The sequence below is a fragment of the Microbulbifer mixtoriginis (SeqCode) genome, assembly GCF_052466695.1.
This window is the reverse complement of the sequence record NZ_CP174285.1, coordinates 1,045,035-1,063,026: the sequence shown is the minus strand read 5'-3', so window position 1 is coordinate 1,063,026 and position 17,992 is coordinate 1,045,035. Positions and strand designations below refer to the sequence as shown.

The window sequence follows — 17,992 nt, the reverse complement described above, 5'->3', positions numbered from 1 at the left end:
TAAGTTAATTGAACAGAAAGAACTCAGATTTAGAGCTTACAGAATGAATACAACTGAAATGCCAGTGCAGTCTGCACAAACACTGATTAAATCCACACTTGCTGCTGGCGTGCTTGCAGCCATTATGTTGACCACAGTAATCCTGCCAGCTGAATACAATATAGATCCTACTGGAATCGGCAGTGCACTGGGGCTGACTGAATTAAACAGTCAAGAGCAGGAAATTGCGGTACCAGAAGTAGTGCAGCGTGGCGAGCAGTCCTTTGCTTATCGGACTGACACTACAACTATTGAAGTGCCCGCTGGTCGTGGAATTGAATACAAATTTCAATTGGATAAATACGGTCATTTGGAATATGAGTGGGTAACGGAGAGTGGTGAACTTTACTTTGATTTTCACGGCGAACCCACAGGCGATACTACCGGCTACTTTGAGAGCTTTGCTATTGCTACCGCAAATAAAATGAGTGGTTCCCTCACCACGCCTTTTGATGGTTCCCATGGCTGGTATTGGAAGAATAACGGTCAGGAATCTGTGAAGATCACTCTAAAAACAAAGGGGTTCTACGAGGTTATTGGACTCAAACAGTAACGCTTTTTAATCAACATTCGCTAAAACCGAGAAGAAAGAGAGTATTATGAACAAACTTATTCGAGTCATCTGTGTATCAGTTACCTTAGGCTTCGCAAATCTTGCTTTCGCCCATGGTGACCATGAGAGAGACAATTTTGCCACTGTATCCATGGTAGAAGCCAAAGGCATCGCCAGCCAGGAAGTCGCTCGCCTAATCAAAGAGGGTAAGCTTAACGAGTCCTGGTCTGACAAGCCGCTCAGCGCAGCTATGCAGCGTGTTAACAATCAGCGCCAGTGGGTTGTTACAGCAAAAGAGCAGGGTGGTGTACTGAATCAGCAGCTGCAGGTTTTCTTAAGCACCGAAGGTTACTTTCTGACTTTTAAAGTGCAGAACCTCTAACTGATAAGACATACTCTGGCAGCGGTAAATTAGCCGCTGCCTTCAATGAAAATTCTTCACACACCTGATAGGCATATTGGTCGAACTTTATACGTCCGAAAACGCTATGAAGAATTTAAGGCCTTAAATGCGCATGTGGTTGGTAATATCAAATTAGACAGCGTGTAAGATGTGCACAGACTCATGACTGCCATCAAGACACCTTGCCATCTCAGATCAGATTTGCCGATCCAGAAAATCGAGCCTCCATACATCGAAGTGATTGGGCCCAACTGATCGCTGCCAGCTCTGCGTAGTCAGGGTTTAGAAGTGTATGCGTAAGCGAAACGACAGTGCCAAGCTCACTGCTTCTGAACACTACTTCGACCAATGACGAATTCTTTTGCGGTTCGGTGCCATGTGGCAAGCTGAGATTGCAATGTTTATGGACCTCAAAACTTAGAAACTTCGGCCTGTCGACACGACGATATACTCCAGACATTACGCAAGAGCTGCCGTCTGGAGCTGTCATCTCAAAAGCAAAGCTCCTGCCAACCTCTGCCGTGAGGTTGAGCACACGCGTAGTGAAACCGTCAGGCCCCCACCATTTTTCAACCATGCTCGGCGTAACCCAGGCAGTAAAGACTTCTTCCGGTGTTGCCCTAACGGTGTAGGAGATAGGCTTGGTTTGAACGTCCGCTTGATAGGAAAAATCGATCACTATTGCACCTTGTTCTTTTTATCAGGAGGTTTCCTGCTTTCTGTTAACACTAAAACATATCTTTTAGGGAGGAGATGAAGCACTTTTGTTAGGGTGTTTTTTACGGGCATTAGCAAACCGCGGCCATTGCCTAACGATTTTACACCTATATACTTAGTCAAATGGGTAACAATCACGAAAATCTGAATACAGTCTTCCAAGCCTTAGCAGATCCAACGCGCCGCGCTGTCATTCAGCACCTGACTAGCGGACCGGCATCAATCACCGAGCTCGCTAAACCGTTTGAAATGGCACTACCTTCATTCATGAAGCACATTGGTGTGCTGGAGGATGCGGGTTTGATCCGATCCAAGAAAATTGGGCGCGTACGAACCTGCGAGATCAAGCCGAAGCAACTGACAGCTGCAGAAACTTGGATTAATACACAGACGGCCCAGTGGGAAGGCCGGATGGCAAGAATGGCGAGCTTTGTCGAAGCACTTGGCGCTGAAGGACAGGATGACTGAGTACGATAGAGACACAGGGCGCCATATTACAAACCCTGTAGGTCCCCCCTCCATTCCAATAGCCGACTACTTGATCTTCTGTTAAAAAAATGGAGGGTGTGATCGACTCACCTACCTCCCCCCCCCTATGACATTGCCGATCATAGTTGTTATGCCATTGCACCTCAATTTGAGCAGATAGAGGTCAATTCTCTTACTCTTTTACGCCACTAGTAAGTTATCCATTGACCTAACTATTATTGCTTTTTATAGTTATCCAATCAGCTAACTATTAGTTGACAGCCTGGGAACTGCCATTAAGCAAAGGGACTAGCATGAGCCAACAGTTATCGCACGACACCATATCCATCAGTAAAACAATCAAAGCACCAGCAGAACAGGTTTTTTCAGCATGGGAAAACCCAAAAGCCCGCTCAATATGGGGGGCACCTTCTAAGGATGAGGCAGTCGAGTTTATTGAAAACGACTTTCGCGTCGGAGGCCTTGACGTACATCGGTGCGGCCAAAAGAATGATCTGCAATTCCGAGTCGAAACACACTACTACGACATCAGTAAGCCGCATCGCCTGCTTTTTACCGAGCGTGTGTATACCGACGACTCTTTATTGAGTGCCTCTTTGATCACCGTGGCGATTAGTCAAAATAAGCGCGCGACTGAACTCCAGGTGACGATACAGATCACCTCTTTGGTCGGTTTGGGAATGATCGACGGAACACGCAATGGATGGCAGTGCGCTCTTTCTAATCTCTCCGCTTACCTGGAGGCAACAAGGGTGGAAGTCGAATAAAGAAGATCAATAAGCTATCTCTTCAAGTCTCAATGGTGATTGAAAGCAATAGCCTAAGCACAACTCGAGACGCCATTTTGATCAACAAAATCACCAAGGAAGAACTGTGTGCGAAAAATAATTGTAAACACATTTGTTAGTCTGGATGGCGTGATGCAGGCTCCCGGTGGTACAGAGGAGGACACTTCAGGGGGCTTTGAGCATGGTGGATGGGTGGTACCTTATTTCGATGAAGATGTAGGTAAATTTATGGGAGATGTCTTCGCAGCCCCATTCGAACTCCTGCTTGGCCATCGGACTTACGATATTTTTGCTGCTCATTGGCCAAAAGTAGCTGCTGACCCTCCACCTGAGGGTGTTGATGATGGAGAAATCCAGATGGCCCAAAAAATTGACAGTACAATACGGTATGTGGCCTCGCGCACGAAACCTGAATTTACCTGGGAAGGCAGCGAATGGCTGGGCGATGATCCGGTCGCACGACTTCGTGAAATCAAGGCTATCAATGGTCCTGACTTGCTGGTTCCGGGCAGTGCCAATTTTATTCAGACTCTACTTAAAGCAGACCTGGTAGATCAGTTTAAACTGCTGATTTTTCCCTTGGTTCTGGGCAAAGGAAAGCGCCTCTTCGGTGCTGGTGTGATCCCTTTGGGGTTCCATGTACAGCAATCTACGACGACAGATAGTGGCGCTATTTGCGTAACTTACATGCGGGATGGAAGTATCACCACTGGAGACTTCTCGCTTCAACAAGATTAACGCCGGCAGCCCAATCGCAAACTGGCATATTATGACGCTGATCAAAACTCACAGATAAATATGGAACGCCATAGTTGCTAAATTACGAGGGTTCAAAGGCAGAAGCCGTAGGGGAGAGGACATCAAAATCTAACTCCGGAAAAATGATAGTTTGATAGTGGCAGGGACTTTGCTCGTACGGGACAACCGGTTATGGCAATGATTTCAGATATCGCAGATTATTTTTCGAAAGGTTGTGGACGTTGTGAACGCTTTGCAACGCCTGATTGCTCGACCCAGAAATGGAAATCCGGCCTTAATAAGTTACGCCGGATATGCCAGAGCATGGATCTGGAAGAGCACGTAAAATGGGGGCAGCCTTGCTACACATTCGCCGGTCGGAATATTGTCATCCTTGGAGCGTTTCGAGAGAAATTCCTCATTAGCTTTATGGATGCGGCGTTATTGAAAGACCCCAAAGGCTTACTTCAAAAGCTTGGTGAGAATACCCAACACCCACATATGATCCCCCTGAAATCCAACGACCAAGTGACAAAGCTCGAATCAGTTATACGGGCTTACATCGAGGAAGCGAAGGGATATGCCAAAGCCGGCATTAAGCCCCCAAAAGCAGAACGCGATATCAAGCTCCCAGATGAACTGGTTGAAGCCATGGATGCCGACCCCGAGCTTGCAGAAGCGTTTCATGCATTAACACCAGGGCGCCAGCGAAGCTATGCCTTCAACTTAAATTCAGCCAAGAAACCGGCTACACGGGTTTCGAGAATAGCCAAGTTCCGCAGCAAAATAATTTCAGGCAAAGGCGCTATGGAGCGATAAAAAACGAAGCATCGATGAACAACTCGCATCGATCCCGAGCGACCTTTGGCATAGCGCAGACTTGGCTAAGCAGTTCTAGACGATATTTATCATGCTGAGTGAGGTAACAGAACATCCTCCTCGGGAGGGTACCGAGACCGCCATTCATTACAAACACCGAAGGGGCAGGGGTCTTTATCGAACCTGAACGCGGGCGCGATTACGATATGGAGCGCATTGCAGCAACCTTCAAAGCTGACGGTTGAGAGACCGCATACTGCCCAAAGCATAGGAGAATACATATGACCGAACTCGTAAACTGCCTGTGGTTTGACTATGGCGAAGCAAAGAAGGCGGCGGAATTCTACGCTGCAACTTTTCCAGATAGTCATGTCGACCGTGTTAATCAAGCGGCGACCGACTACCCTGGCGGTCAGGAAGGCAGTGAACTGACTGTCGAATTTACCGTACTCGGGCGCAAGTTTATTGGTCTGAATGGCGGTCCGAATTTCAGGCCAAATGAATCCGTTAGTTTCATGGTTGTCACGGAGAATCAGGAAGAAACCGACCGCTACTGGGAGGCGATCATCAGTAATGGTGGACAAGAAAGTGCCTGTGGTTGGTGCAAGGATCACTGGGGCCACTCGTGGCAAATTACACCAAGACAGCTTCTGGATCTGACAACGAACTCTGATCGTGACAAAGCGAAGCGTGCCTTTAAGGCGATGATGTCCATGAGTAAGATCGATATCGCCACGATAGAGGCAGCCGCCGAGGAAGTATGAGTTCATGGGGAAGTACTCTTCTCAACTTCACTCAAGATCTGGAGCTGATTATGGCTTTAATTCAGAACAGGAAAACTAAGGAGATCTCCGGAGTAGTCCGGCAGATCCTGTTACCGGAGGCCTGGAAGGATGAACTCGCTGAACTCCGCAAAGCAGAAAAGGAGCTGACCCGTGCCCACGACCGGCTGGCAGAAAAACGACGGTATTCGGGTTGGGTTAAGATCGAACAAAATTATGCCTTTGAGGGTCCAGGGGGCACTGCGACTCTGGCTGACTTGTTCGATGACCATTCACAACTCATCGTTTACCACCATATGTTGAAGCCCGCTGATCCCAGCCCATGCGAAGGCTGCTGCATGGTCGCCGATCAGATCCCTCATCTTGCCCATCTGCATGCCCGAGACACCTCTCTCGTCTTTGTGTCAAAAGCGCCGATCGTTGAGATAGAGGCATTCAAGAAACGTATGGGTTGGGCCATCCCCTGGTATGAAACCAAGGACAGCTTCAACGCTGATTTAGATGTGGCTACCGGATTTGGTATCAACGTTTTCTTCCGCGATGGAGAGGACCTCTATCGAACCTATTTCACTAACGGCCGAGGTGTCGAAACACTTGGCACGGTGTGGACTCTTTTGGATCTCACACCGCTCGGCCGCCAGGAAAACTGGGAAGCGGCTCCCGACGGCACTCAGCAGACACAGCCATATCATTGGTGGCGTAGACACAACGAATATGGCTAATACGGGTGCCTGCCACACATCATCCAGCTACAAAGGGAAGAATTCATCTACTCAATCGCTTGTTTAGGAGAAACAGGATATGAGGCGTTTAGTTGTTTGGAATGTGATGACGTTGGACGGGTACTTTGAAGGCACTGCGCCCTGGGCGTTGGACCATCACGGAACAGTGTGGGGCGACGAGTTAGAAGCTTTCTCTCTTCAGCAGGGCGATGAAATCGGCACCTTGTTGTTTGGACGCTGCACCTATGAGGGGATGGCCAGTCATTGGAGGAATGAAACGGGGGCGGTTGCGGACATGATGAACTCACTTGAGAAAGCTGTCATCACTCGTACACTTGAAACCGCCGATTGGTCAAACACTCGCCTTTTAAAAGGCGAGGCCGGCGAACACGTTCGCGCGCTGAAGAGGGAGACAGGGAAGAGAGATATCTTCGTTTTCGGAAGCGCAGACCTTGTAGCTACTCTGCTCGCAAGGGGCTTGGTAGACGAATACAGGATATGCCTTGCCCCCATCGTGCTTGGAGCAGGCTCACCTCTCTTCAAAGCTGACGCCATCCAGAAGAATTTTGAACTCATGCGGGCGGACGCCCTTAAATCGGGCGGGGTGATCCTTCGCTACAAGTGCTTGCAGAAAGGTGGAGAAGTATAACAAATCGCAAAGTTTCTATTTTCTTTAAGGGCATTAGGCCTTCACGGAAATCCGTGGAATTCCTATATTCCAGCAGTCATATGGATTGATTGATACAGTTCAAATAGCCATCTATCTTATACCGGTGTAATCACCAATTTTTATACTGTCATAATAAGGCCTCAACCTTTTCGGTTACCACTTGATTCGGATAGAAGGCGATACAAGCATTAATTACTTTGGCAAAGTCGAATGCGGCTTTGTAGGTCCATGCAATAGTTGAAGTAACTGGAGCGGACAATGGGGCGTCTTTACCTCAATATGAACCAGTTAAAAGAAGTGAAGAAGTATGCTGAAAAGTTGAAGTAATTCATCAATATATATTGGATAATATTATGGAATTTAATTTCCCAAATCGTGACGGTGTAGAATTAAAGGGTAAATTAGAGAATTCCACCGGGAACCCAAAGGCCTATGCAATTTTTGCACATTGTTTCACATGCTCAAAAGATATCATTGCTGCGAGCGCTATTAGTAAATCATTGACTAGCAAAGGAATATCAGTATTAAGATTTGATTTTACTGGGTTAGGTAACAGTGATGGAGATTTTTCCAATACTAACTTTTCATCTAATGTTGAAGACTTACTTAGTGCTTGCAATGAAATTGAAAACCGCTTTGAAGCGCCAAAATTGCTAATTGGGCATAGTTTTGGTGGTGCTGCCGTATTAAAAGCCGCTGGTATGCTAAAGACAGCTAAAGCTGTTGTTACTATAGCCGCTCCAAGTGATGTAAAACATATCCAACATATGTTTAAAGATAAGCTCGATAACATCAATAAAACAGGACAGGCAAAAGTGGTGCTTGCTGGCCGAGAGTTTACACTTAAAAAGCAGTTTATCGACGATATAAATGAAGCAGACATCTTGGTTAACCTTAAGGAATTAAGGAAAGCTTTACTAGTTATGCATTCACCACTAGATAGCACTGTTTCTATTGATCATGCTGCAAAAATATTTAGCGCCGCGCACCATCCAAAAAGTTTTATTTCCTTAGATAAAGCCGATCACTTGCTTATGAAGAAATCAGATGCTGAATATGTCGGCAATGTTATTGGAGCCTGGGCTCAAAGATACATTAGTTAATACGACATATAATAGAGAATAATGCTGGAGCTTAGAATCCAATAAAAATATGGACTCGTCTGTTAAGGATTAAGTTGTATAACTGAGCTTTACTGACTTCCAGGAACCTTTGGATCAAACAACATAGCCAGTACCAGATGGCCTTTGGATTGCTCCCTTATTACATTAAACATCCAGAAGCTTAATTAAGCTCATTTTTCAAAATAAACGATGAAAACCCTTGTTTTTGTAAGCATAGATCTTCCGCAAGGAATCATCGCCTCAATCCATCGCAGCCGCTACTTACTCAAGAATGAGTTACTTTAGTTTGACTGCACTCTGAGTGAAATTTCGAAATTATATCGATTACGACGAGAAAGTAAGCAGTTACGGATAGAGAAGGAAATCTCAAAAAAGGCCGGTGTAGATTCAAAAGTACAGCATTATTAAGGTACAGCAAGGCAGCTTTCAAGTGAGGTTGCTCTACCGGGTAATGCAGGTAATGCACTACAAGCAAAAATGTACGAGATGCCAGGGTCTGAGCACAGAAATTCGTTAGCTGTTACAACGATCAGCATCGCCGTAATCAATTCAATTTTGTTACAGCCAATCAGCGTCATCGAGGAGAGGATTACGTAATAACTCGTATTATTCTTTTCCACTCCGTTATATATATTATGCCTATCAAATTGGTACACTGGATTCACTACTCTCACTATCAGACATAACAAAAAAGGAAATTTTGATGTTGCATCTAAAAACTTTACCCAGCCAGGTCGGCAACTCTTGCGCCGCTCACTGCACCGAGATCGCAGTGTCAGGATACGATATCCGTGCACCAAGGCCACAGGCATTTGTGGAAGGGACTCTGTGGAACGCCGTCAAATGGCAGAATGCGGACCTACCTCCTATGCCAAACGGTGCTGACCATCCCTTAGTGGCGGCCAACAATAGTTCGCCGATGCGTGTGCGAAACTATGTGAATACCCAGTGCCCTGGGCGTACCGGTCGGATTTTATATGACGCGACTCAGAAAGACATGTGCCTTCAATTCGCGCAGGCGGCCAATAGAAATGATTATAATGCGTTGTTTACAAATCTTATACAGCCAGCTAGTAATGGGGGAATGCCGAGGAACTTGCGTGCCGACACCTTTTACAATTGCGCTTTTATGATGTTTCGAGGCCCTTCCCCTGGGTCTGCTCATGAAATGGGTTTCCATAATATCCTGGTTGCCAAGGATGGGTCCACAATCAAATATTATAACCCGAATGAAGATCAACCAGTTTGGAGGGCTGATATTGGATGGCGAACGTTGCGCCATCAAAACGTTGGAAGGCATAGTTACGTTTGGAGTGGTATTGCAATCGAAATCACCTAGCAGTTAATGTTTGATGATGCGATCATTAGTATGGATCATGGGGTTTATCTTTGGTTTTGCTTTTAGGTTTAGGCACTTTCATCAAAACCGATAAACCCTTCTTATTCAAGACGATCTGTCAGATCGTGGTCTGATCTTGTCTACATCTTTACACCTTCTTCCAGCTTACTAGCTCCTTTATTTGTTAAGAAATACTAAATTCCTGCTAGAACTGAGTGTAAGTTACTCATGCCAGCCACAACTAATAGATCGATAAAATAAATTCAATTGTATCCGTTTTCGCAACATTGTTTCTCTATTCGAACTGATTATTGAGTCAATGTGATGTACTAGGATAGATCGCAAGTTTTGGACATAAACCCAACGCTTCAGGAGCTTGAAATGAAAGCAAAACTTATTTTACCAATGATTCTATTAAACATGCTTGGCGGAGTAGGGTCCGGCATCATGATCTATATATCTGGTGGCGATCCGGTTTGGGTCGGCGCACTTTTAGCGACCCTGCCTTTACCATTTTTCTTGATGGTCTTAACAAATGTGTTCAGCATTTCAAGAACGTCAGAAAGATTACCAGTTATTCAAGCCGTTAACTTTATAGGAGTTGCACTGGTTGCTTATTCAACTTATTCGAACCAGGCTCCAATATCCTTGCCTCAGTACATTCCTATTGCAGCTGCTGCCCTGGGCTTCCTATCCCTTCACTGGTATATCTGGTCATTCTCCGTCTACAACCGTAAAAAGAGTAAAGCTATATCAAAAGGCCAAAAACTGCCTGAAATGAACTTTAATCGATTAGATAAAACAAGTGTGTCTTCCACCTCTTTTGACGAATCTAAAACACTATTAGTGTTCTTTAGAGCCAACTGGTGCCCATTTTGTATGAACCAGTTAAAAGAAGTGAAGAAGTATGCTGAGACACTTAAGCAATATGATGTGAAGGTAAAGTTTATCTCTAACCAAGGCTACGACAACTCAAGGAAGTTAGCCGACAAGCTTGACCTGCCTGGTCATTTTGAAATTCTTCAAGATGACAACCTAATGGGTGCTAAAGCCTTAGGCATTGAAGATATTGGCGGTTCTCCTGCAGGAATGCCTGGGTACCCTAAGGATACCGTTATGGCCACGGTGATAGCACTGGATGAAGGTGGCAAGGTTCTATTCGGAGATGAGACCGACAATTATCGCAGACGCCCAAATCCTACGACTTTCCTGCACGTTTTTGCGGGCTCAGTACCACAGCTAGAAAAGGACAAGCCAACCTTTAAAAGTATTGCCTAGCGAAAGGCCTAAACTCAGCAAGCAGAAGGTTTTCGTCAGCCAATCTCCCCCTTTCTAGAACTAGAGAGGGGGTTCCTTCGATGAAATTTCCTGCAATTTCACCTGACACCCTAAATCCTAATCCAGCACGCTTTGTAGAAAATCGATAAAAACTCTCGTTTTCGCAGGCATCGCTCTACCACTGGGAATCAGTGCACTAACCGGTGGACCGGGTACTACTTTCTCAGGAAACAACTCAATAACTTCGCCAGTCTGAATAGAAGAACCAAGAGCAGTATCATATACCTGAGCAATACCCATACCAGCGACTACTGCATCTATCAGTGTTCGTCCGTCTCTAAAAATTGCCAGCGGGGAAGGGGAGAATTCAGTAATTGAGTCATCATTTTCTCGAAATGACCAGGCTCTTACTTTTCCTGTAGGCGCTCTGAAAACAAGAGCATCATGCTCTCTCAGCTCCTCCAAATTCATAGGTTTACCTTTCTGGGAAAGGTATTTAGGCGAAGCACACAAAATACGTCTAGATCCGCATAATGTTTTTGCGATAAAAGAACTATCCTCTAGTTCGCCAATTCTAACAACGACATCCCATTCACCTTTAATAGCGTCCTCCAGGCTATCTGAAAGAGAGACCTCAACCGTAACCTTGGGATGCAACTGCGTGAATCCCTTTAAAGCACTGACAATATTTCGGCCTATGCCTATTGGCAAATTGATACGCAATCGTCCGGCAGGCTCATCCTTCCTGGCATGCAGCAAAAGCCTGGCCTCATTGATTGTTTCTAACGCATGTTTTGCGGCATCCAGAAATATTTTGCCTTCTTCTGTCAGCCTGATACTTCGTGTGGTTCTGTTGAATAGCTTAAGACCCAACTCCTCCTCAAGCTTCTTAACTGCCTTACCAGCGCCTGATTTGGTTGAGTTCAATGATGCCGCCGCCTTTGTAAAGCTTCCGTGTTCGGCTACGGCAATAAATACGACTATTTCGTTCAAATGGGCTTGTTGAAACACAGATTGTGTCCCTAATGGATACAATGAGTTTCAAAATAGCATGTTTATAGCACAAATCAAAGTAACTAACCTTCCCAATAGTGGTTTGGCGTAAGTACCTGCATAGAGGCCAATTGGAGAGTTAAGTACGTCGCCTCTTGGTCCATCGAAGGCTTACCCAAAGCTCGCGCTTCCAAACTTTAAACCATTAGAGGAATAGGTTATGTCTCTTCAAGACAAACTAGATGCTTTCAAAGAAGTATTTAAGCAACAGGCCCCGCAAGGAGCATTTGAAGCCTTTGCCAGATCATCCAAGGAATTGGCTGCTAGTGGCCAAGTTGAACGTTCGATTAAAGTAGGGGAGAAAGTCCCATACTTTACATTGCCAGATTCAGACGGTAACGACGTTGCCCTGGAAGAACTCCTTGCCAAAGGGCCCGTTATTCTAACGTTCTATCGAGGCGTGTGGTGCCCGTACTGCAATATTGAGCTGCAAGCGTTAGAAGAAGTTGCTGCAGAGATCAAAGCGCGTGGCGCAACCCTGGTTGCTATTTCCATGCAAGGGCCCGCTGAAAGCCGTAAATCTCAGAGAGATAACAAGCTAAGCTTCTCAATTCTGACTGACCAAAGCGGAAAGCTTGCTGAAAAGCTTGGTATCCGCTGGACATTACAATCTTATGTAATTGAGTTCCACAAGGTGTTCAAAGTCGAACTCCCGACCATCCATCGTGACGGCGCGTGGAACTTACCTATGCCAGCAAGATATGTCATAGATACCGATGGAACAATCGCATATGCGGAGGTGAATCCTGACTATACGCGTCGCCCCGAACCCAGCGACTTATTTCCCGTGCTTGAAAAGCTGAGTCAGTCTACAACTGCATAGTATGTAAACACCTCTACCTCTTTAGCGCTGACTAGCGCCAAAGAGGTGGAAGCACTCAATGAAAACCGATATCGAGCACCGTAAAACCCAACTTATATGGTAAGACTCATGGTCAATTTTACACGTTACACAATTGAAACCGCACCAGAAGCCTCTAAGCAAACTCTAGAAGCCGCTAAAAAGAAAATGGGATTTGTACCCAATCTAATGGCAACTATGGCCGAGTCACCTGTAATGGTAGAGAGCTACCTAACACTTATGGGATTATTCGATAAATCTCGTTTGAGCGAAACGGAGCGAGAGATAATCCTGATGACAAACAGCCGCCTAAACGGTTGCACCTACTGCATGGCTGCGCATACCGCCGTTTGCAAAATGGCCGGTGTAGATGAAAATGTAATCAAGGCGCTGCGTAGCGGCAAAACACTCGATGATCCTAAACTCGAAGCGCTCCGAGCATTCAGTGTCATTATCAATGAGAAACGTGGATGGGCTACAGAAGAGGAGGTTGAGGCGCTTCTTGCAGCAGGTTATACGAAAGAGACGGTTCTAGAGGTGATAGTTGGAACTAGTCTAAAAGTACTCTCGAATTACTCTACCCACAATCTGAATGTCAGTCTCGATGATGCGTTTTTACCAATGGCTTGGAGTAAGGATATGGATTCGAATGGTTGAGCGTAAAAGCAAATAAACAACATGTATCCGATTCATGCGTCTAATAAAAACTGGGCCTTGGGAAGAGGGCGGCTGTCCAGATCATAAAAGTGACGATAAGAACCCCACTGATTTACCAAAGTAGTGAGGCCACTATAGGCCTCTACTACATTGCCCGAGATATATTCGTGGTATCTAAGACCCTAAACAATATATTCTCTTAAATACAGCCTTCTTTTGGCTTATCGCAATTACTCCATTTCGCTACGAATAATGCCGGGCGTTTTAGCTTGTCCTCGCACTCGGTCAGGATGATCGCGCTCGTTAAAGCGCCTCAAGCCTTCGGACAGCTCTGCTTTGGATTCAGAGTCGCTGAATAATCGGTTGAAGCACTCAGCCTCAATTCGTAGACCTTCATCAAGATCCTTTCCATAACCACGAATGGCGGCTTCTTTATCAGAGTGAATCGCTGGCTGGGGAAGGGTAGAGATATACTGTGCTAGCTCAACGGCACGACCTAATGCGGCTCCCTTTGGCACCACTTCGTTGGCCAATCCAATGCGATAAGCTTCTTCAGCATTAATAACTTTTCCCGTGATGATTAACTCCAGCGCTCGTCCCATACCAACAATACGCGGCAAACGCTGAGTACCACCATCGGCTAAGCCGATATTCCAACGACGACAGGTCATTCCAAAGGATGCGTGTTCTTCTACAATCCGCATATCGGCAAAACATGCCCACTCAAAGCCACCCGCATAAGCAATTCCGTTCACAGCCGCAATGATAGGCTTATAAATATCGGTCCAGCGGGATGGACCTATAATGCCTGGAGCTTCACCTCGATTATGCCGGGCAATATCAGCAGGTTCTACAGGACATAAAACCGCCTTGTCAGGATCGGGGTGATTGGTGGGTTCGGTTGCAGCAAGATTGCTTTTCAAATCACCCCCTGCACAAAATGCAGAATCGCCAGCGCCGGTGATTACCGCAACTTTAGCTCCGTCATCGGTACGAAAGCGATCAAATGCATCTACCAGCTCGCGGTGAGCGCGTGTCCCAATGCAGTTCTTAACCTCTGGACGGTTAAAAGTAACGATGGTTACAGGGCCATTTTGCTCGTATTTAATATGATGATTTTCCATGTCATAAGACCTTTATCATGTGGCGTTGAAGTAATATTTAAAACCTACCCTTGATACATCAAATAGGAATTTAATCCAGGCTAAATTAAGATTTAATCAATATTTAACGCAACCTAGTACGGAAGAACCTTCTACACATAATAAACTTTTATTTGCTAGCACAACGAGATCTTGCACATTGGCTCCAGTAGTGATTATATAGTGACATACTGATTCTTAATATTTATCCCTTAAGGCTTCTGCATTTATTTAACTTTACTTGGGTATTCGATGGGAAAAGCGGCAATCATGCACCTTAGAATACTATTAAACACAGTCCTTTTGATTTTTTTATTTCCACCATGTCTTTTTTTAGAATCCGTGACCGAAACAGAAATCTTACAAATTTCTGAAAAAAGGAAATTTCGAGTTCACAATACTACTTACAATTTGATTGCAATCTGGCAGATAATTTTAGCGCACTTCGTTAGACCAGCAACGCCTTATGATATGGTTCAAAAACTAGATTCGCTTGCTCTCATTCATCTTAAGCAACCGACTGCGATGGCTTCGATTGATTGGGCTAACTTTCGGTCAATTTTGACAGGTGAATGATTGATAAAATCTCATAGAGTATTATTCAAAATTTGGATTGTTGAGTCACTTTGATATGGAATTCACTCACAAGTTAACGTCATATTTTAAGCAATCATTAGTTGACGGCGAGCGACTTTGTCCGGCAGATAAGGATCTACTTCCAGCCCTAGGGCACAGTAAACCCACAAAGGCGTCAGTCGCATATATTGCTCAACCAGCGAGCATCTGGAGTCAAGGGTGCATTCCACGAGACCTGGCAGAAAAAATAATCAATAGACGGCAAAAGCCTAAATCCCCACCGCTAAATGAAGTGGAACTTGTCCTTCTACCCAGGATTGATATCTACAATTATCAGAGAGGCAGTAGCACCGTATTAAAACGTAAGGTTCTTACACCCTTGTGCGTGTTTGTACGGCTGCAACGAAATGGAACTTTATTACCTGGTAGTCGCGCAGCCTGGATACCCAGGGAATGGCTGTCGCCAAATACAAGTGCGACCCAACCTTTTGCGGAATTCTCAAATGTAGATGAGTTTTTGACTTTGAATCCGTATGAAGGAATTGAGTCTTGGGCAGATTTAGTGTCCCACTGTGAAGCCATGTTGGCTACCGCGGTTCATTACGAAGAAACTGAGAGTATTTCAGCAGATGCGCTTCTTTTTAAAGTTCCTTTGCATTCTGAGTACACAGTTTCGGGGCAATGTCTTTTCCAAATAGAGCCTCCAGTCGTAGGAGCGAAGGCCAAAATTATTGGTGTGCTCGAAACATTGTTAGCGAGAGAAAATTATCCATTGCTGTACCGCCGTTTTGTAGGCGCAAATGACCTGAAACTAATCCCCCATGAAATGCTTGTTCATAACGAAGTAGGGGAAGCTTATCATATAGCTCAAATGACGGGAGAGTTTGCACTATCAAACCACCAACGAAATGGATTACATTACTCTTCTAAGCAAAAGAATGGAGAAATTCTCGCCATTAATGGTCCTCCCGGTACGGGAAAAACAACTCTACTTCGTAGTATTGTAGCGAACCTTTGGACTACTGCTGCACTGAATGAATCTGCCCCCCCTTTGATTGTTGCAGCTTCGAATAATAATCAAGCTGTAACGAATATCTTGGAAAGCTTCGCAAAGGTGGACGAAGACGGGCTTGATGAGTCGCTTAAGGGACGGTGGTTACCTGACTTGGACAGCTATGGTCTTTACTGTTGTGCGGCGGATAAAAAGAAAAGTACTCCTTACTTGCATATGGACTCTAGTGGTGATGGTACTATCAGGAAGTACCAAAATAAAGAATATATTGATGTAGCTAAAAAGACATATCTCCAGCGAGCATCTACATGGCATGGAAGGACTATAGAAAAAGTAGGGGATGCAAAATCAATTCTTCATCACAACCTAAAGGGCCTTGTTAGCAAAATCTCTAATGCAGCAAGCATCAAGAAAAGATTTATCAAGTCAGAGTCAAGCTTGCTCTCTATCGCAAAATCGATTGAAGATATGAAATCAGTAATAAAAGACCATCAATCGAAGATTGAGAATGTTAATAGAAAACTGCACGAAGCACAAAAACAACACGAAATGGTTTGCGAGCTATGGGAAGGCCGATCTATTTTCATACATTTTTTAATGTTTATTTCCACAATTCGAAAAATCGAATATCGGAAAACTGAAAGGCTGCTTAGCAGATGGTTTGATAGCATTCATGTGGAAGATTTCTCTGATGACGAGGTAGATGCTTGGTTTAAAAGAAAATGTAGTGGCTTAAAAGAGGATCTAGCAATCCTTAAAAATCGCTTAACGCAATACAAGAAAGTGTTGACTAACTATCTTTCAGCCAGAAAAGATATTGAAAACCTGATTGCACAATATCGACCGAAAGAGCTGTTTACAAAAGGGCTTGCGGATCAATGTGCAGAAATTGTTGATCGTACATTGCGGTTTACAAGTTTTAAGGTGGCAACTCACTACTGGGAAGCAAGGTGGATTGAAGAAACTGACAGTTTTCTACTAAACCCTGATGAGTATGAAAGGTCACCCACAACAATGCCTAGGCGATATCGTAGGCATGCAAAACTGACTCCCTGTTTCGTTTCCACGTTCTATATGTTACCAGCTATTTTTACGGCTTATCGCGGAGAAGATAAACCACTTTTTGAAGAAATAGATTTGTTGATCGTCGATGAAGCTGGTCAGGCGTTGACTGAAGTTTCAGCAGCCAGTTTTTCATTATCGCGAAGAGCACTGATTGTCGGCGATACAGATCAAATTGAGCCTGTATGGAGTGTTCCAGAAACAATTGATTTGGCGAACCTCAATCAGCTTGGTCTTCTTAACGATATGCAGCAATATGAAGAGTTTTGGAAGAAAAGTGGGCTGCTTGCAAGCAGTGGCAATGTGATGAGAGTCGCTCAGCGTCAATCGAAATATCATCAGTATGAGAAATTATCTAGAGGCTTATATCTTACTGAACATCGTCGCTGCTATGACGACATAATTAAATATTGTAACAAGTTGGTCTACAAGGGTGAGCTTGACGCGCTTAGAGGAAATCCAAAGTTAGATGTACCATGGGGCACGATGAGTTTTCATGAAGTTTTTTCTCCATCACATTCCATAGGTGGAAGTCGAGCAAATTCAGAAGAGGCCACAGCCATTGTGCGCTGGTTATGCAATGAACGAACAACTATTCTTGATTACGCGAGAAAGCAGGATGAAAAGATGATTCAGCTGAGCGATACTGAAGTATTAAAAAAGTCTGTGGGAATAGTTACGCCGTTCAGTAAACAAGCAGTAGTCATTGAGAAACTTCTTCAGCAGTACGGTATTCATGGGCTTACAGTTGGTACAGTTCACAAGCTTCAGGGGGATGAGCGGTTATTAGTGATATTTTCCAGTGTTTATGGCGAAAACAACAAAGCTACTGCGAAATTCTACGATAGAGGAAGCAACATGCTAAATGTGGCAGTTTCCCGTGCTAAGGATTCGTTTATTGTTTTCGGGCACCCTGAGGTCTTTGGCGTGGGAGCAAGTGGATCACCTTCAGGAATGTTGAGGCGTGAGTTGAAAACGATTAATACAACCTTACCTGCATAAATAATCTATCTTATGCCTGAATACCGCTGGGGCTGGGCTCTAGAGACAATAGGGCAGACATATTACCTCAGCCCAACAGTTGTTAGTGCTCGCGTAACAAGAACAGGCAAATCAGGGGGCATCTCCCAAAAAGTGTTATGGACGTATTGTGTGAAATGATAGGAGAGCTGGACCAGATACAGGTCC

17 protein-coding genes are annotated in these 17,992 nt (G+C 44.8%); 14 read left to right on the top strand and 3 right to left on the bottom strand.

What is annotated here, in order from left to right; all coding sequences use genetic code 11:
* The first annotated feature begins 43 nt into the window (after positions 1-43).
* Both ACJJI0_RS04650 and ACJJI0_RS04645 read left to right on the top strand, forming a co-directional pair.
* A complete protein-coding gene (locus ACJJI0_RS04650; RefSeq protein WP_444884883.1) occupies positions 44-592 on the top strand; it encodes a hypothetical protein in 549 nt (182 codons plus the stop codon).
* Positions 593-638: 46 nt separating this feature from the next.
* A complete protein-coding gene (locus tag ACJJI0_RS04645; RefSeq protein WP_444884882.1) occupies positions 639-974 on the top strand; it encodes a DUF6488 family protein in 336 nt (111 codons plus the stop codon).
* A gap of 211 nt (positions 975-1,185) precedes the next feature.
* On the opposite strand, the gene ACJJI0_RS04640 is transcribed toward ACJJI0_RS04645, so the two are convergent.
* The gene (locus tag ACJJI0_RS04640; protein WP_444884881.1) at positions 1,186-1,674 is read right to left on the bottom strand and encodes an SRPBCC family protein; all 489 of its coding nucleotides are present in this window, start codon (positions 1,672-1,674) and stop codon (positions 1,186-1,188) included.
* 161 nt (positions 1,675-1,835) lie between these two features.
* Between ACJJI0_RS04640 and ACJJI0_RS04635 the strand changes: the two genes are divergently transcribed.
* The 9 genes from ACJJI0_RS04635 to ACJJI0_RS04595 all read left to right on the top strand — a co-directional run bounded on the left by ACJJI0_RS04635 (position 1,836) and on the right by ACJJI0_RS04595 (position 10,461).
* Entirely contained in the window at positions 1,836-2,180 is a 345-nt protein-coding gene (locus tag ACJJI0_RS04635) for an ArsR/SmtB family transcription factor (protein WP_444884880.1), read from the top strand.
* A gap of 314 nt (positions 2,181-2,494) precedes the next feature.
* Positions 2,495-2,968: an SRPBCC family protein gene (locus ACJJI0_RS04630; protein WP_444884879.1), complete on the top strand. Its 474-nt coding sequence runs from the start codon at positions 2,495-2,497 to the stop codon at positions 2,966-2,968.
* Between the two features lie 108 nt (positions 2,969-3,076).
* Positions 3,077-3,727, top strand: coding sequence for a dihydrofolate reductase family protein (locus tag ACJJI0_RS04625; protein ID WP_444884878.1), 651 nt, complete (start codon positions 3,077-3,079; stop codon positions 3,725-3,727).
* A 192-nt stretch (positions 3,728-3,919) separates the two neighbouring features.
* The gene (locus ACJJI0_RS04620; protein ID WP_444884877.1) at positions 3,920-4,546 is read left to right on the top strand and encodes a YdeI/OmpD-associated family protein; all 627 of its coding nucleotides are present in this window, start codon (positions 3,920-3,922) and stop codon (positions 4,544-4,546) included.
* A gap of 281 nt (positions 4,547-4,827) precedes the next feature.
* Complete coding sequence (locus tag ACJJI0_RS04615; protein WP_444884876.1) at positions 4,828-5,310, top strand: VOC family protein; 483 nt, start codon at positions 4,828-4,830, stop codon at positions 5,308-5,310.
* On the top strand, positions 5,307-6,050 hold the full coding sequence (locus ACJJI0_RS04610; protein WP_444884875.1) for a DUF899 domain-containing protein: 744 nt from the start codon (positions 5,307-5,309) through the stop codon (positions 6,048-6,050). The genes ACJJI0_RS04615 and ACJJI0_RS04610 overlap by 4 nt, the downstream gene beginning before the upstream one ends.
* 79 nt (positions 6,051-6,129) lie before the next feature.
* Positions 6,130-6,699 (top strand): dihydrofolate reductase family protein, encoded by a 570-nt coding sequence (locus tag ACJJI0_RS04605; protein WP_444884874.1) that lies wholly within the window; start codon positions 6,130-6,132, stop codon positions 6,697-6,699.
* A gap of 374 nt (positions 6,700-7,073) precedes the next feature.
* A complete protein-coding gene (locus ACJJI0_RS04600) occupies positions 7,074-7,823 on the top strand; it encodes an alpha/beta hydrolase family protein (RefSeq protein ID WP_444884873.1) in 750 nt (249 codons plus the stop codon).
* A 1,741-nt stretch (positions 7,824-9,564) separates the two neighbouring features.
* Complete coding sequence (locus ACJJI0_RS04595) at positions 9,565-10,461, top strand: TlpA family protein disulfide reductase (protein WP_444884872.1); 897 nt, start codon at positions 9,565-9,567, stop codon at positions 10,459-10,461.
* 117 nt (positions 10,462-10,578) lie between these two features.
* On the opposite strand, the gene ACJJI0_RS04590 is transcribed toward ACJJI0_RS04595, so the two are convergent.
* On the bottom strand, positions 10,579-11,472 hold the full coding sequence (locus ACJJI0_RS04590; protein WP_444884871.1) for a LysR family transcriptional regulator: 894 nt from the start codon (positions 11,470-11,472) through the stop codon (positions 10,579-10,581).
* 202 nt (positions 11,473-11,674) lie between these two features.
* Between ACJJI0_RS04590 and ACJJI0_RS04585 the strand changes: the two genes are divergently transcribed.
* Positions 11,675-12,337, top strand: coding sequence for a peroxiredoxin-like family protein (locus tag ACJJI0_RS04585; RefSeq protein ID WP_444884870.1), 663 nt, complete (start codon positions 11,675-11,677; stop codon positions 12,335-12,337).
* Positions 12,338-12,445: 108 nt separating this feature from the next.
* The gene (locus tag ACJJI0_RS04580; protein ID WP_444884869.1) at positions 12,446-13,012 is read left to right on the top strand and encodes a carboxymuconolactone decarboxylase family protein; all 567 of its coding nucleotides are present in this window, start codon (positions 12,446-12,448) and stop codon (positions 13,010-13,012) included.
* A 230-nt stretch (positions 13,013-13,242) separates the two neighbouring features.
* Here ACJJI0_RS04580 and ACJJI0_RS04575 read toward each other — a convergent pair whose 3' ends face one another.
* Complete coding sequence (locus tag ACJJI0_RS04575) at positions 13,243-14,136, bottom strand: enoyl-CoA hydratase-related protein (RefSeq protein WP_444884868.1); 894 nt, start codon at positions 14,134-14,136, stop codon at positions 13,243-13,245.
* Between the two features lie 649 nt (positions 14,137-14,785).
* On the opposite strand from ACJJI0_RS04575, the gene ACJJI0_RS04570 reads away from it, so the two are divergent.
* Positions 14,786-17,806, top strand: a complete 3,021-nt coding sequence (locus ACJJI0_RS04570; RefSeq protein ID WP_444884867.1) for an AAA domain-containing protein — start codon at positions 14,786-14,788, stop codon at positions 17,804-17,806.
* Positions 17,807-17,992 lie beyond the last annotated feature (186 nt).